Raw genomic sequence first — 15407 nt, forward strand, 5'->3', positions numbered from 1 at the left:
AAAAATTAAAAGTAGAATATTTTATGAAAAATTTCGGATTATACCCAAAATTATTGAATCTAAGCTTTAGCGGAATTTCCAACATTCCTTAATTTCTTTTAAGTATTTCTTATCTAGCGTAGCAATAAGCAATTCTTCTCTATCGCCTAGACAATCATCAATTTCTCCATTAGGATTTGCCAACAAAGAATCACCATAAAAATTCCATAGAGTTTGTGTGATAGTATCTTGATATTGTCCTATGCGATTTGCCCTTAAAATATAGCTACTATTTAAAAAAGCGCGCATCTTAATGATATTTCTCCAACGCAATGATGAATCAAAAGTAGAAGCACTAGCCAAAAGTACGCAATCTACATTGTTTTGCTTAAATTTCAACCAAAATTCATCAAAATGCAATTCATAGCCAAAAAGCACCGAAAATTTAAATCCACCTACATTAAAAATAGGGGGAGTTTTGATAAGCTTAGGCAAAGTATTTGCAAAAAACTTTGCTTCATTCCAATGCTCATAAGGCATCAATCTCTGTGCTCTGTATTTTAACACCTTTCCTTTATTGATAATTGCAATACTTTTATAAATCTTTGCCCCAACAATCTCTAAAATAGGCGCAACAAAAATCATTGGATACTCATTGGAAAGAGCTATAAGATTTTTATTTTGACTTTCTATTTTTGAAATAAGCTGACCTTTTTTACTTTGCTCTAAAGTCTTAAAAAAAGACCCAAAAAAATATTCACCAAAAAGAATCAATTTTACTTTTTGCAAATGTGCAACTTCTAAATAATTTTTGATTTCCTTTTGCGATTTCTCCAAAGAGAGTTGCAAGGCTGCAATTTTCATTCTTCTTCCTTTGTTTCAAATTGCATTTTAATTTCATTACATTGTATTTGCGCATTTTCAAGCATTTTTTGTGCCTCTTTTAAAGTTTCCATTCCTTTTTTATAAATCTCCATACTCTCGTGCAAACCTATATTCTCATCATTTAATTTTTCCAAACATTCCTCAATCTCTTTAAGATTCATTTCAAAATCTTTTTTTTCATCTACCGCTTTATAACTCATTTGTTTTCCTTTGTTGTATTCTCTGCTTCTAAAAGCTTCTTTGCTTCAATGCACAGATTTCTCCAATTTGATTGCACGTTAATAGCTTCACACTGCCCATAAAAAGAAATAGCTTCTGCCTTTTGATTAAGCTTATCGCTCAAATATCCTTGCAAATATAAAATCCTTATCTTATCATTAGGCGTAGCAATATGCGCTTGAGACTTTTGTAATACCTCCAAAGATTCTTTAAATTTCCCCTCTCTATTTAGCGCTTCTACCAAACTCAATTCCACCCAAGGGGAATATTCATATTTTTTATGCTGTTCTTGTAAATCCATTAACTTATTAGCATAGATTCTAATAGCTGTATCATCCTTTCTCCCCAAAGCATCTAAAAGCATGATTCGATAGACTTCTATCATTCTGCTATCTGCCCCCAAACTCTCCTCCATTTTAGGCAAAAGTTTAAAGGCTTCTTCTTTTCTATTCTCTTTGTCCAAAGCCATAAACAAAACCCAAAGGCTGTCTTTATGGTTTGGATTCTTAGAGATTTCAACCACATCGCGAGAAGCCAAAATTGCTTTAGGATAATTTTGCATATGATATTCCACCCACCCCAAACGATACAGCCACTTCTCTTTTGCTTCAGAATTCTTCGCATTTGATGATTCTTCTTGCGCGATTTTTAGCGCAGGTTCAAACTGCTGATTTTCATAAAGACAATCAAACAAATCTATTTTTCCTGATGAATCTAAAGGGATTTTTTGTGCGTATAAATTCCCATAATATGCCGTATTCTTACAATCACGCTTAGCAATTGATTCTTGAGTGAGCACTCCAACTGATTGAAGCAATACAGAATCATCCTTTGGTAAAAGATCTCTCATTTCAAAAACTGCTTGATAATTTCCTATTTCATAAAGTGTTTGTGCTTTTTTTAGTAATGCTTCTTGCTCCTCTGCTTTTCCTTTGTAAGTCTTAATCACATAATCATAATGCTCCAAACGCTTTGTGGCATTGCTTTCTTTGTCATTTAAGAGCAAGGAATCATCTAAAGCTTGAATCTCCCTCTCTTCTTGAATATCTTTTGGTTTTTTAAGTAATAGTTGATAATATTGATGCGCTTTGGAGACATTACCCGCTTTATCATACCACTCTGCCATATCTCTTAGCAAAGGACGATAATAAGGCAACGCATCATCGCTAAGTGATAAAAACATCACTTCTGCAACCTCTGCTGGAGTTTCATAAATTCCTAGATCTGCCCATTTTTGCAATATTGCATAATGCTTTGGAATATCGTTTAAGAAATAATTTGGATTAGCATCAAGCACTTTTTTAAGATATTCTTCTGCCCTTTTTTTGTCTCCCACTTCTTGATAATATTCTCCAAGCAACAAAGCTGCCAAAGAAGCAACTTCTAAATCTTGCGTTTGATCCAATACTGATTGATAAAGCTCTAAAGGCATTTTTCTATCACCGCGCTCAAAAACTTTCTGTCCGTAGCTTAATCTTGCTAAAAGCTCACTTTTATCATTTTTGTATTCTTTGAAAATACGATCATAATAATAACTTGCTTCCTCAAAAAAATTCATCTTAGCATAGTTTTCTGCTAAAAGCAACAAAACTTCTGGAATATGAATATCTGCTGGATACGCGCTTAACCACGCCTTTCCCAAAGAAACAATTTCTTCATAGTTTTCCTCACCCCCAATGCCCTCTAAAGCTTTTAACTTCATAAAAAGCACATCGTGCTTAAAAATAGTTTCTGGGTAAATTTGCAGCATTTCATTAATTCTAGCTAAAGCCTCTTGATAAGATTTGTTTTTTAAAAGATTCTGAATTGCCAAAAAAGTGTCCTTATCTTGTCCAACTTCATTATCCATAGGACGCATTCCAAAATCTAAAACTCCAACTCTTGGATATGAAGAATCTCCATTAAAAGAAATAGGAAAATTAAGCCCCTCATTCTCTTCCTCTTCTAAAAAAGGAATCTCACCCCCATAACCAATAATTTGCCACTTACTAGATTTTTGAGCTTTTTCTTGAAAAATAGGCTTTGATGATAGCAAATCTTGACCCACATTAAAAAGCCTTATTTTATGTTTTGGGGTGATTCTCAAATAAAATCGCTCTTTTGTAATTTCTGGATTAATGCTAAAAAAAAGCGTGTTAGTTTTTGAAAAATGCGAAATGAGATTTGATTCAAATTCACAAACTATCTCTTCCACTTCTGATTCTCTATTGAGTTTTTCCTTGCAAGAAAAAGGCTCAGAATCAACAATATTTAAAACAGCAAAATCTCTTGAATCTTCTCTTCCACTATTAACATAAAACTCCAAACTAAAGGTGAAATCCACCCCCAACAGCAGCAAAAGAGTAATTTTTTTAATAATCTTCATTGCATTCCAAAAATTTTGATTTCACATTATACTTTTTTTGCACTAAATTTTTTATCAAACCTTTTTATCCTGTCACAAATTTAAAATGAGTAATCTCTGATCTTGCCAAAATCCGCATCGGAGGTCCCCAAAAACCCGTTCCACGATTCACATAAACTTTAGTTTTTGTGGAGTGTTGATACAACCCTGCTAGATAAGGCTGATCAATCATCACTAAAAAGCGAAAAGGGAAAATCTGCCCTCCATGAGTATGTCCGCTTAAAATCAAATCCACACTTTTAGAATCATCAACTTCCAAAGCAAATTTTGGCTGATGTGCCAACAAAATTGTAGGCAAAGAATCATCTCTTTTATCTAAAGCCTTTGTTAAATCTGGCTCCAATACCCCCACTCTTCTACCAAATAAATCATACACCCCAGCTAAATTCACCAATTTTTTACCATTTTTTACCAAAACAATATTTTCATTTTCCAAAACGCGTATCCCATAGCCCTTAAGCGTTGCTAATAACTCGCCAATATTATGAAAAAATTCGTGATTCCCTGTTACAAAATACACTCCAAGTGGTGCTTTAAGCTTTGATAATTCCTCCATTGCCCTAGGAACATTAGAAACTTCTGTATCAATAATATCTCCAGTTAAAAAAACAACATCTGCTCCTAGAGAATTAACCTGATTTACAATCTTTCTCACAATATTTTCTTCAATCAATCCTCCAATATGCAAATCACTAACCTGCACCGCACTAAAGGGCGTTTTAAGATTTTTTAAGGGGAGATTAATTTGCTCTACTTTTGGCTGCATTCCCCCCTCAATCAAACCAAACCCCAAATATCCTCCTGCAAAAAATCCGCTAAAAACATTGATTCCATTGCGTAAGAATGTCCGCCTCTTTTTGCTAAAATAGGGTATTAAAGATAAAGGCTGATAAAGCAAACTTGCTACTAATAAAATAAACCCAACTCCAATAGAAAGTGAAACCAAAAAATATAAACTTTGTGGCATATTCCAATAATAACGCCCCAAAAAGTAGCATACAACACCTAGATAATTAGCTATCAAAAAATATTTGAAAACCAAGAGTGGAATCTTAGGTTTAATGATTCTTTTAATAAAGAAAAAATAAATAAAAAAATGAAAAATCAAAAAAACTGATAATACAATAAGAGGAAACATTTTCATTCCCATGAACGCCTAGATTCTTTAATTAAGACATTAAATTGCTGGATTAATATGGGATTGCTTGAAATATCAAAACTTAACACAATACGCCTTACATCTCGCTCATCAAGCTTATCTAATGCTTCTTTTACCACACTACTAAACTCATATTCATCTTCGCTTACAATAGCTTCCCCAATTTGCTTAGTGAATTTTTTAATCAAACTTTTCTCTTCTTTTTCTCTTTCTTTATCTTCTAGCAGAACCCTTTCAATATGTTGCAAAACCTGCCTTTTTTTCTTTTTTAAATCAGGTCTTTTATAAGCATTAGTTAGCTTCATAATCCTCTCTATAATCTTATTTTTTTCTTCCTCATCTTCATAATACACTTCATAATTTTCATACAGAGAATCAGGAAAATAATCTTTAATGATTCCATATTTTATTTGAGCTATTTTACTTAGACTTTCTTTTTCTTTTTGATTTTCTAAAACCTGTATTGTTTCTCGCAAAAATTGAATATCCTCTCGCCTAGATCCATAAAACTTCATTTGCTCCATTCTCTCTTGCTGTGGATAATCTTCAAATAATTTTTCTAAGGTATCTAATAACTTTTCTTGGTAAGCTCGATAAGCTAATTCCACAATACGCGTAACTTGCTTGTATCTCCCATCTCTAATTTGCGTCAAAACTAATTCTATTGTTTCATGCAATCCATATTGTGCAAAGATTTTCTCAACACTTCCATACAAACCCTTAAAATCAATAATTTCACCGCTAATTGCAAGGTGAATTTCTGCTAATTGTGCTTCAATTAAAGCTTCATTATCTTCAATCACATTCTCAGTTTGCTTATCTTCCTTGGCTAATTGCATATAATTCAAAATTGCTTGCTTACTTTCTTTTTTAAACAATTTAATTAAATCATTTAAAGGCATTGCTTCTAATGAATCTTTAGAATGTCCGTGCTTCCCTAATTGCCAAATTAGCTCTTTTCTCTCCATTACTGCAATGCGCTCCAAACTTTAAGGGCTTGTATATGTTCTTTGGTATCATGACATCTTATGATGCTTGCTCCATTTTTTAGCGATTCTAGATGAATTGCCAAACTTCCTGCCAATCGCTCTACCACATCACAAGGGGTGATTTTATCTATCATAGATTTCCTTGAAGCCCCTACAAGCAAAGGATAGCCAAAATGCGCAAAATGCTTAAGATTTCTAATTAATTCACAATTATGCTCCAAAGTCTTGCCAAATCCAATCCCTATATCTAAAATAATTTTTTTAACATTATGCTTTAGTAATGCCTCAATTTGCTGCTTAAAAAAGTTATCAATCTCACAAAATAAATTCTTATAATGAGGATTCTTTTGCATTTCTTTTGGATTTCCTTGCATATGCATCACCACACATTCGCAATCATAATCCCCAACCACTTCAATCATTTTAGGATTTTGGAATCCAGTAATATCATTTACCATAGCAAAACCATTTTTTAAGCAATAATCTGCTACTTCTGGCGTATAAGTATCAATACTAAAGGCTATGCGCTCATAAATTTTTTCGCAGGCAATAAAATCCGCAATAGGCTTAATGCGCGCCATCTCTTCTTCCCTGCTAACCCACTCACTTCCAGGACGCGCAGAAGCTCCCCCAATATCAATAATATCCACTCCTTCTTCTATCATTTCAAAAATCCGCTCATAGGCTTCTTGAGTGCTTTTTTGCGAATCTTTATAAAAACTATCAGGAGTAGCATTAATAATGCCCATAATTTTTGGCTTAAAATTCTTTCTTTGCCAATGTTTTTCTAGACTTTCTGCAACTTTTTTTAATCCAAAAGGCTGAATCTTTAGCTTTTTAAGCAACACTTTACTTTGTGCTTTATTAAGCATTAAGATTCCATTATAAGTATCTTGTTGATACAAAATGGCATCTTTAGGAAGCGCAAAATCTCCACCACAAGCCAAAGCTTCCTGTTTTAAAATCTGTGCTGCAGGAGTTTTTAAGTTATAAACATAAAAACAATCTGTTTGTATTTTGTTTTTCATAATCCCAAAACCAATCTCCTCGCAACCTAGCTCTTTTAACTCTTTTAATGGATTGTTCAAAGCCTTGATAAAAGTTTCCATTTAACAAATCTCCTTTAGCGCCTTATACCTTGATATTTTGTTGCATTTTTTCTTTCTTTTTGTTAAGAATCATCAAAAGTAAAACCAAGAAAATATGCTGAATCCTTTCATAATGTCCAGCCCAAAACAAAGCCTCTTCAAAAAGCTGCATTTCTTTTAAATTAAAGTTTAAGCCTTCTTTAATACAATCTAAATATAAACTTTGAATTTCAATTTTAAGCTGTGTTGGATTTGTGCCAAATTCTTTAGATTTTTCTTTTAAAAAAGGATAAATATCTCTTAAAGAAAGAGTGCTAATTGACAAAGAAAAGGGTAAAAGCTTTTCTTTTTTAATCTGATTAATAATTGGCATTCTTGAACGAATAGTGGGAAGAAGTTGAGATTTCATTCTTGCAAAAAGCACAAAATAAACCTGATTGGGTGGCTCTTCTAAAATTTTCAAAAGTGCATTTTGCGCATAGATATTAAAAGAATTTGCCGCAATCAATACTAATTTATAGCTAGATGCTGCAATATAACTCTCATCAATAATCTCTCTTGCCAACTCAATACTTAATTCCTCAGCACAAAAAAGTCGGCAATTTTGATGGTTCTCACTCTCGTAATGTTGATTTGCAACTGCAATAGGATCATTGACTAACAAAATATGATTTTGCATTTTATTCCATTGTAATTTGTCCAAACAAAGCCGCTTCAATGGTTAGATTAAAGATTCGATACATTTGCATTAATTTAATATCCACCAAAGGATCAGTTGATTGCAAAGTAAAGCTATTTTGCAATTCAGTGTCAAAAATCCACAAAAAGCAATCCTCATGACTCAAGGCAAGTTTAGCGCGCAAGGCATCATTTTTGCCAACATACCAAAAGAAATAACCTTGAGAAAAAATATTATTCAAATAATCACTAATTAAAAGCACCTCTGAATCATCTTGCTGATTCTTATCAATTTGAGGGAAGAGCGCATTAATGCTTACAACAGGGACATAAGGGCGATTATTAGTTCTATTAATAGAAAAAATCACATAATGCGCAAACCACTCCCTATCCCTATCAGTAATCAAAATCATACTCTCACCATTAAAGATTCTTTGCAGGGCGCGTTTAATGAGTGGAATCCACTCAAACTTGCGCTCTTCAAGCCAAGTAGGGCGACTAGCATCATGCCTTAGAATCTGCGTAGTCCAGCTAACAATATCTTGCATTATTTATCTAATTGATACACACTATGGAGAGTTCTAATGGCTAATTCTGCATATTTTAAGCGAATCACCATTGAAATTTTAATCTCGCTTGTGCTAATCATCATAATATTAATATTATCTTCTGCTAAAGCTTGGAATGCTCTTGCAGCCACTCCACTATGAGATTTCATACCCACGCCCACAATGGAAACCTTTGCAATATCTGAATCATAATCAATACTCTCCACACTTCCTTCAAATGCTTTTAAAACGCGTTTTGTGTTTTCAAGCTCCACTTCTGGAATTGTAAAATCTAAATCTGTCTTGCCATCTCTGCCAATTGTTTGCACAATCATATCAACATTGATATTTGCCTCACTCAAAGCCCCAAAAATTTCTGCTGCAATCCCCGGTCTATCTTCTACATTGCAAATGCTCACTCTTGCTTGATTTTTATCTAATGCGATTCCGCTAACAATTGGATGTTCCATAATTTCTTCTTCCTTTGTAATTAATGTGCCTTCATTGTAATTAAAACTACTTCTTGTAACCAAATTAACATTGAGTTTTTTTGCCATTTCAACTGAACGATTTAATAAAACTTTAGCTCCCATTGAAGCAAGCTCCAACATTTCATCATAGCTAATTTTATCTATCTTTTTTGCCTTAGGTTCAATTCTTGGATCGGTGGTATAAACCCCATCAACATCTGTGTAAATCTCACACAAATCTGCTTGCAATGCTCCAGCAAGTGCCACTGCAGAGAGATCGCTCCCTCCCCTGCCTAGCGTGGTTACCTCACCTTTTTCTGTAACCCCTTGGAACCCTGCTACCACAACAATATAATCTTTAGCTAGTAGCTCATTGAGATAGGTTGTATCAATTTCTTCAATTCTTGCTTTGGTATGCGAAGTGTCTGTAACAATCCCTGCCGCACGACCACTCAAAGAAATTGCTTTATAACCCATTTCCTCTAAAGCAATAGCCAAAAGTGCGCTTGTAACTCTCTCACCTGCGCTAAGCACCATATCCACTTCCCGCTCTTTTGGGAGTCTTGAGAAAAACTTCGTATAGCCCAATAGCTTATCAGTCTCTCCACTCATAGCAGAAACCACTACAACAAGGCTATTCCCCTTTTCTTTTGATTCCACGACACGCTTGGCGACATTTTGAATCCTTTCGCAATCACCAACGCTAGTGCCACCATATTTTTGAACAATTAGCATTACAAATACCCCTTTCTTTTAAAATATTCTAAGACTTGACGATAAACCGGACGCTTAAAATAAGTAATATGACTAAATAAATCCTCAAATGTTACAAATTTATACTCATCAAACTCTGGCTCCTCTGTGTTAATGTCTATAATTCCATTTTCTTGTAAGCGCACCAAGAAATACTTTTGTATCTGTCCATCATAAGGATACATTCGCTTTACAACAGAAGGTGGAAAATCATAACTAATCCACTCTGGATATTCTGCAACAATATCCACCTTATCTGTTCCAATCTCTTCCTTAAGCTCACGAAACAAAGCTTCTCTAGGCGTCTCTGATTTATCAATTCCGCCTTGCGGGAATTGCCACGCATTCTTAACATCTGTGCGACTTGCGATAAAAACCTCACAAGTTAATGGATATTTTGGAGAAAGTATGATAGCAGCAACATTGGGTCGATAAGTTTTTGTTTCTTTTCTCACCAAATAACTCCTATAAGTCAAAATATTTTTAAAATAATAATTGAAATGTTTTTAAAGAGTTTTTAAATGCAGTAAATATTAAGTCAAAATTTTATAGAATTCCAAGACTTAAAGTAAAAATAGATTTTAAATAACATTTAAATTTTAGCTTTCTAAAGGAATGTTTTGGAAGCACAAAGACTTGCAAGAGGCGCTCAAGAAAAATATCAAAAAACACTCAATATTGCCTATCAACTTTTTTTGAAATACGGCTATGAAAAAACTAGCTTACAAATGATCATCAAAGAAAGTGGTGGTTCTTTAGCGACTATTTATAAACTTTTTGGAAATAAAAGGAATCTTTTTCAAAAGGTCATTGAACAAGAAAATAGCGATTTTTTTCAATCTTTAGCAGAGCATTTTACGCAAGTAGAGCAGTCTGAACTTTGTTTGCAAGATTTTCTTATTTTCATTGGGAAAAAACTTCTTAGTGAAATTTTCACACCAGAAACCATTGCGCTAAACCGCCTTATTTTTGTTGAAGGTTATAATGATTCAGAGTTGTTACAGACTTTTCAAGTTTCGTGTGTTGATAAAATCCTTTCTTATTTTTCAAAATGCCTTGAAACTTATGCTAAAAGGGAAAAAATCTACATTCAAAACTTACAAGAAGATGCGAAATTTTGCATTGATCTTATTGTTAGTCCTTATTTATTGCATTCTCTTTTAGATTCTAATTACATTCCCCCAAACAATGAAGAAACAGAAAGAATCGCAAGAAAAGCTGCACATGTATTTTTGCTTTATCTACAACACAACAAGGAGACATTATGAACAACATTGACAATCAATTACTAGCGCGCCTACAAAATTTGGCAAGTCTTGAAATTAGCCCAGAAAAATTAGAATCAACCAAAGAAAATCTTAATGAAATCGTGCATTTTGTTGAAAATATCAATGCGCTAGATTTGAGCGAGATTCCTGCTTCTTTCAATACGTTTCATTCAACACTTCCTATGCGCGAAGATGTAGTAGAAAATAAACCTGAAATTGCGGCTAATGTTCTTAAAAATGCGCCCAAGGGCGAAGAGAATTTCTTTATTGTTCCAAAAATTATTGAATAATGCAAGATATTAATATTTCACTTGAAAATATTAAAATTGAAGAATCATGGAAACTCGCACTAAAAGATGAATTTTTAAAACCCTATTTTTTAGAGATTAAACGCCATTATCTAAAGGCTAAAAATGCAGGAAAGATTCTCTATCCACCCGCAAATCTTATCTTTAACGCCTTTAATCTCACGCCCTTTACTTCCCTAAAAGTTGTCCTTTTAGGGCAAGATCCTTATCACAACCCCAATCAAGCCATGGGATTATCTTTTAGTGTGCCAAAGGGGATTTCACTTCCTCCCTCTTTAAAAAATATTTATCAGGAATTATATGAAGATTTAGGGATTCCACCAAGCCACGATGGAGACCTAAGCAAATGGGCAAAACAAGGTGTTTTGCTACTTAATAGCGTTTTAAGTGTAGAGCAAAACAAACCTGCTTCGCATCAAAATTTTGGCTGGCAGACTTTTACTGACAATGTTATTAGCACCATTTCTTTACAAAAAGAGGGGATTATTTTTTTGCTTTGGGGCAATTATGCCAAAGCCAAAAAAAAACTCATTGATTCAAAAAAACATTTTATCCTAGAAGCAGCACACCCTTCTCCTTTAGCTCGTGGTGCTTTCTTTGGTTGCAGACATTTCTCAAAAACCAACAAGATTCTAAAATCACTTCACAAAGATCCCATTGATTGGCAAATCTAATTTTTGCTTATTGTTTTACTTTCTTTTGTAGATTCTAGTTCATCTTTAGCAGGTTTAGTTTGCGTTTCTTGCGTTTCTTTATTAATATTTAAAATTTTTAGAATCTTTTGATTGCTCTTAGTTAAAACTTTAAACTCAACCCTGCGCGAAAGCTCAGCACTCTCAAGCGGTTTAGCAAAGGACAATCCATTAGCACGCAAAACGCTAATTAGCCATTCCTTTTCTTTGGCAATTTCTTGATTATTAAAACAATATTTCAAAACCTCTAAAGCTCTTGCTTGAGATAATTCTGCATTTCCCAAATATCTATCCTCTAGGCTTTTTGCATTTTTCCATTCTTTAGAAGTGTGTCCCTCAATCCGAATCTCTTCAATATCTTCTTTGTATTGAGGGCGATTTAAAATTTTAATATAACGAGGAAAAAAATCATCTAAAATTTCTTTAAATCTTGATTTCACTTCCTTTTCACCTTGATCAAACAAAATATCTGGTTCTCTAAAACGCACTGTGTTGCCCTCATCAATTTCCGCATTCCATTTTCCCAAATCCTTAGAAAATTCTGCTATTAAATCCTTATAAAGCTCTGTTTGAAGATTCTGATGAGTTTTGGCAACATCACTCATTTGTCTATTTAATGCCAAAAGTTCCGCATTTTGCAAGGCGAGCTCTTTTTGCGTCTTACTAATAACTACCATATAGCCCACAGCTACAAGCAGGAATATCATCATCACCCCTGCCATCATATCAGAAATGCTAATCCACTCATTCCCTCTATTGAAGTCATTTGCCATTAGCTTCTAGCTCCCATAAGCTCTCTAATTCGCCTTAAAAACCATTCATAATCCTGCCTAAATCCCAAAGTAATATTAGACAATGCATCATCTAAATCCCCTAGGGAGCGACAAAGATTCTCATTAAGATTAGCTGTTTTAGAAAGTGAAGTATCGACATTGCTTTGAATAATTTTTAAAATCCCTTCAATTTCTTTACGATTACTTTCCAAAGCCATATAGGCTCCACTCAAAGATTCTCCTAGATTCTTTTGCAATTTATTAAACTCACCTAAAAGCTCGGTGCTAACATTTTTGGGTATCTCCAAACTTTGTTGTGTTAGAGTAGAGAGCATCTCCAAATAGTGCTTTGCCATTTCTTGTAATATACTCTTCACTTTCTCCTCTAAAGTGCGATATTGCGCTATGACTTTTTGAGAATGACTATCTAAATGCTGACTAGAAAACTGCAACAATTCCTTAGATAACCCCTCAATTGTCCCTAGAATCTGCTTACTTCCCAAACCAAATTTCTGTGCAATCTCACTTAAACTTTTTTGCAAATCTTGCTGCATTCCTTGGTGGCTTTGCAAACTCTCTAAATGATGTTTTTGTAAGGTTTCTAGGCTATTTTGTGAGAGTTTAGAGAGTTGATTTTGATAGAGATTAGAAGAATTTTTAAGATAAGCTCCAAGGGTTTCTATTGCATTTTTATACGATTCTCCAAAGCTTGATCGCATTTGGTTTTGTAATTCTTCATAGTGTTCTTGTGCATTTTGCGACATTGTTTGGAGATTCACATTCAAATCTTCTAAATTTTGCTCCATTAACTTATGAATATCTTCTGATTTAGATTGATTATAAGCAAGCAATCTATCTACACTTTGTGAAATATTTTGCGTAGTTTTAGAAAAACTATCCTTAAGATTTTGAGTGGTATCTACTAATGATTCTTCAATATTTTGTGCGCTTTTACTAAGAGAATTAGCAGTTTCATTTAACATCGAATCAAGGCTTTTTGTAACCACTAGCATAGAATCTTCAATATCTTTAGACATTTCTTTTAGGGTTTCTTTGGATTCTTGAAAATTTTCTTGTAGCGTTTTAGTGGTATTGCCAAGCAAAGAATCAAATCCCAAAACCGCATTAGCAATATGTTCTTCTAATGCATTAGTATTTTTAAGCAAACTCTCTTTAGCTTCACTTCCCATTTGCTCAAGAGTCCCGCTCGTATTTTTTAAGATATTTTCCAATTCTAGTCTATGTTGCTCCAAAATAGCATCACTTTTTTGTGTTTGCCCCTCAAGTAGCAAAAGCGATTCTTTTTGTGTCTTATCTAGCTCTCCTAAAGCTTCTTTAAAACTACCACTTACTTTTTTCAAATATTCTGCAATATTTTCTTTAGCACCCTTTAGCATTTCAAGATTCTGATTATTTAACTCAACATTGCTTTTTTGTATATAATCCAGGCATTTTTCTGATTTTTCTTGAACTTGAATTAAAAATTGATCCATACTTTCTTTATTTTGCACCAAATAACCTTGGGCAAATTCTCCCAAATCCTTTTGGAAATTACTCAAATTTCCACTTAATTCTAAATAATCCTTTTGCAAGACCTGTAAATTACCGGTTAGAATTTCTTGGGTTGCATTTTTATGCTCTTGCACACTTGTTTGCAAGTATCCACGCACTTCTTGTAAATTTTGTTTTGTTAAATCCATTGCTTGTATGTGAGATTCTTGCATAATGTGAGTTAGGCTCTGCACTGATTCTAAAGCGTTTTGTGCGTTTTTGTGCATATCTTCAAAGCCTAATAACATTTCAGAGAGCTTTTGATTTTCAATCCTTGAAGCTTCAATACTATGGGCTAAAGCATTATAAACTTCTAGCACTTCACTATTGCGCTCTGCTACCATTTCTAAAACTTCTTGGGAGTTTTTAAAGACTTCTAGTGTATTCTTTAGATTTTCATCTAAGCCCTCAAGAGTGTTTTTATAATTTTCTTGCCACAATATCATCTGCAAAACAGCAGCATTCAGCTCTTTAAAATTATCTCCAAATTGATCAGTAATCTTTTGATTAAAATCCCTAATCACACTCTCTAATGCCGAAATAAGCTCCTTAGAGGCACCTTGCACTAGATATTGCATTGCTTCTTTTAAGGTGTGATTAGTTGCATCAAAATGATTGCTAATTTTTAAAAAATTCTCTTCTTGGGCAAGACGATATTTTTCTTGAAAATCTTGCAATTTAAGATTTTGATCTACAATGGTTCTTAAATATTTTAAATCATCAAGTTTGGAGGCTTGCAATGAAAAATAATCCATCATATTTTCAAAATCACTTTTAACAGCTTTACCTTTTTGAACAATTGCTAAAAGAATCGCCAAAGACATACCTAAAATAGAAGTATAAAAAGCAGTCTTAAGCCCCTCTAACAAAAAAGGGACAGAATTTTCAATCTCATTAACATTAAAATCTTGTAACCCAATAAAAATCCCCACAAAGGTCCCCAAAACCCCTGCACTCATAATAATAGACTTAAAATCCCTGTGTTTTTGCTTCCCATAGCTCAAGAAATCCCATAATGCAAGCCCCAACATAACTATTGTAAAAACAATATTAACAAGGATATTTTCCATTTATCGCCCTTTTTTTCTTTTTTTAACTTCAAATCGCTCATCACCCTCTAGCCAATCTGGTTTTTGTATCTGACTACCTTTGCGATTAACTATAAAAAGTATAAATCGAATTGCTAATAAAACTATTAAAAAAGTAACAACTGCCGAAATAATCGTTGTTAAATCATAATTTTCTTTTAACATTATTGTATTTGCTCCACTTGTATATCAACATTCACACGCCCAATTTCATTTAACATTCCAACAAGCGCAATAAATTTTTCAAAATAGCTTTTTTGATCCCCCCTAAGCAAAATTGGAGTGTCTTTTGACATCTCCAAAAGCGCTTCTTTGATTGCTTCAAGACTAGCTTGATTCTTATCCAAAAAATACTCCCCTTGTGCATTAATAGTAATTTCCACACTTTTTAATTCTTCTTTTATAGTCTCAGAACCTTGTGCTTTAGGGATTGCAATGGGTATCTTGCCTTGCGCAATAAAAGTCGCACTTGTTAAAACAATAACTAATAAAACAAGCATAATATCAATGAAGGGGACGATATTAATACTATCCATTCGCTTAGAATATCTCATT

General features: G+C 33.5%; 17 protein-coding genes. 3 read left to right on the plus strand and 14 right to left on the minus strand.

Annotated features, from left to right (window positions below; genetic code table 11):
* Positions 1–66: 66 nt before the first annotated feature.
* From CCY98_RS01540 to CCY98_RS01585, 10 genes are all read right to left on the minus strand, one after another.
* Positions 67–843, minus strand: coding sequence for a carbon-nitrogen hydrolase family protein (locus CCY98_RS01540; RefSeq protein WP_112056841.1), 777 nt, complete (start codon positions 841–843; stop codon positions 67–69).
* Positions 840–1064 carry an exodeoxyribonuclease VII small subunit gene (gene xseB, locus CCY98_RS01545; protein ID WP_112056842.1) on the minus strand — a complete coding sequence of 75 codons (225 nt, stop codon included), beginning with the start codon at positions 1062–1064 and terminating at the stop codon, positions 840–842. The genes CCY98_RS01540 and xseB overlap by 4 nt, the downstream gene beginning before the upstream one ends.
* On the minus strand, positions 1061–3448 hold the full coding sequence (locus CCY98_RS01550; protein WP_112056843.1) for a flagellar functional protein: 2388 nt from the start codon (positions 3446–3448) through the stop codon (positions 1061–1063). Before CCY98_RS01550 ends, xseB begins: the two co-directional genes overlap by 4 nt.
* 64 nt (positions 3449–3512) lie before the next feature.
* The gene (locus CCY98_RS01555) at positions 3513–4625 is read right to left on the minus strand and encodes a metallophosphoesterase (protein WP_112056844.1); all 1113 of its coding nucleotides are present in this window, start codon (positions 4623–4625) and stop codon (positions 3513–3515) included.
* A gap of 2 nt (positions 4626–4627) precedes the next feature.
* Positions 4628–5614: a hypothetical protein gene (locus CCY98_RS01560; protein ID WP_112056845.1), complete on the minus strand. Its 987-nt coding sequence runs from the start codon at positions 5612–5614 to the stop codon at positions 4628–4630.
* Complete coding sequence (gene folP / locus CCY98_RS01565; protein ID WP_112056846.1) at positions 5614–6744, minus strand: dihydropteroate synthase; 1131 nt, start codon at positions 6742–6744, stop codon at positions 5614–5616. Before folP ends, CCY98_RS01560 begins: the two co-directional genes overlap by 1 nt.
* Before the next feature lie 22 nt (positions 6745–6766).
* The gene (locus CCY98_RS01570; RefSeq protein ID WP_112056847.1) at positions 6767–7402 is read right to left on the minus strand and encodes a DNA polymerase III subunit delta'; all 636 of its coding nucleotides are present in this window, start codon (positions 7400–7402) and stop codon (positions 6767–6769) included.
* A 1-nt stretch (position 7403) separates the two neighbouring features.
* Complete coding sequence (locus CCY98_RS01575; RefSeq protein WP_112056848.1) at positions 7404–7949, minus strand: HobA family DNA replication regulator; 546 nt, start codon at positions 7947–7949, stop codon at positions 7404–7406.
* The gene (locus CCY98_RS01580; protein WP_112056849.1) at positions 7949–9154 is read right to left on the minus strand and encodes an aspartate kinase; all 1206 of its coding nucleotides are present in this window, start codon (positions 9152–9154) and stop codon (positions 7949–7951) included. The genes CCY98_RS01575 and CCY98_RS01580 overlap by 1 nt, the downstream gene beginning before the upstream one ends.
* On the minus strand, positions 9154–9627 hold the full coding sequence (locus CCY98_RS01585) for an RNA pyrophosphohydrolase (RefSeq protein WP_112057076.1): 474 nt from the start codon (positions 9625–9627) through the stop codon (positions 9154–9156). Before CCY98_RS01585 ends, CCY98_RS01580 begins: the two co-directional genes overlap by 1 nt.
* A gap of 165 nt (positions 9628–9792) precedes the next feature.
* On the opposite strand from CCY98_RS01585, the gene CCY98_RS01590 reads away from it, so the two are divergent.
* From CCY98_RS01590 to ung, 3 genes are read left to right on the plus strand one after another with little or no spacing between them, the layout of a single operon-like run.
* Positions 9793–10440: a TetR/AcrR family transcriptional regulator gene (locus CCY98_RS01590; protein ID WP_112056850.1), complete on the plus strand. Its 648-nt coding sequence runs from the start codon at positions 9793–9795 to the stop codon at positions 10438–10440.
* On the plus strand, positions 10437–10730 hold the full coding sequence (gene gatC, locus CCY98_RS01595; protein WP_112056851.1) for an Asp-tRNA(Asn)/Glu-tRNA(Gln) amidotransferase subunit GatC: 294 nt from the start codon (positions 10437–10439) through the stop codon (positions 10728–10730). Before CCY98_RS01590 ends, gatC begins: the two co-directional genes overlap by 4 nt.
* Positions 10730–11422 (plus strand): uracil-DNA glycosylase, encoded by a 693-nt coding sequence (gene ung / locus CCY98_RS01600; protein ID WP_112056852.1) that lies wholly within the window; start codon positions 10730–10732, stop codon positions 11420–11422. The genes gatC and ung overlap by 1 nt, the downstream gene beginning before the upstream one ends.
* Here ung and CCY98_RS01605 read toward each other — a convergent pair.
* From CCY98_RS01605 to CCY98_RS01620, 4 genes are read right to left on the minus strand one after another with little or no spacing between them, the layout of a single operon-like run.
* Positions 11419–12213, minus strand: a complete 795-nt coding sequence (locus CCY98_RS01605) for an OmpA family protein (RefSeq protein WP_112056853.1) — start codon at positions 12211–12213, stop codon at positions 11419–11421. The genes ung and CCY98_RS01605 overlap by 4 nt on opposite strands.
* Positions 12213–14834: a hypothetical protein gene (locus CCY98_RS01610; RefSeq protein ID WP_112056854.1), complete on the minus strand. Its 2622-nt coding sequence runs from the start codon at positions 14832–14834 to the stop codon at positions 12213–12215. The genes CCY98_RS01605 and CCY98_RS01610 overlap by 1 nt, the downstream gene beginning before the upstream one ends.
* Complete coding sequence (locus CCY98_RS01615) at positions 14835–15017, minus strand: hypothetical protein (protein WP_112056855.1); 183 nt, start codon at positions 15015–15017, stop codon at positions 14835–14837.
* Positions 15017–15406 (minus strand): biopolymer transporter ExbD, encoded by a 390-nt coding sequence (locus tag CCY98_RS01620; RefSeq protein ID WP_112056856.1) that lies wholly within the window; start codon positions 15404–15406, stop codon positions 15017–15019. Before CCY98_RS01620 ends, CCY98_RS01615 begins: the two co-directional genes overlap by 1 nt.
* Position 15407: the final 1 nt, after the last annotated feature.

This window comes from Helicobacter sp. 11-8110 (assembly GCF_003288905.1).
Lineage (GTDB): Bacteria > Campylobacterota > Campylobacteria > Campylobacterales > Helicobacteraceae > Helicobacter_D > Helicobacter_D colisuis.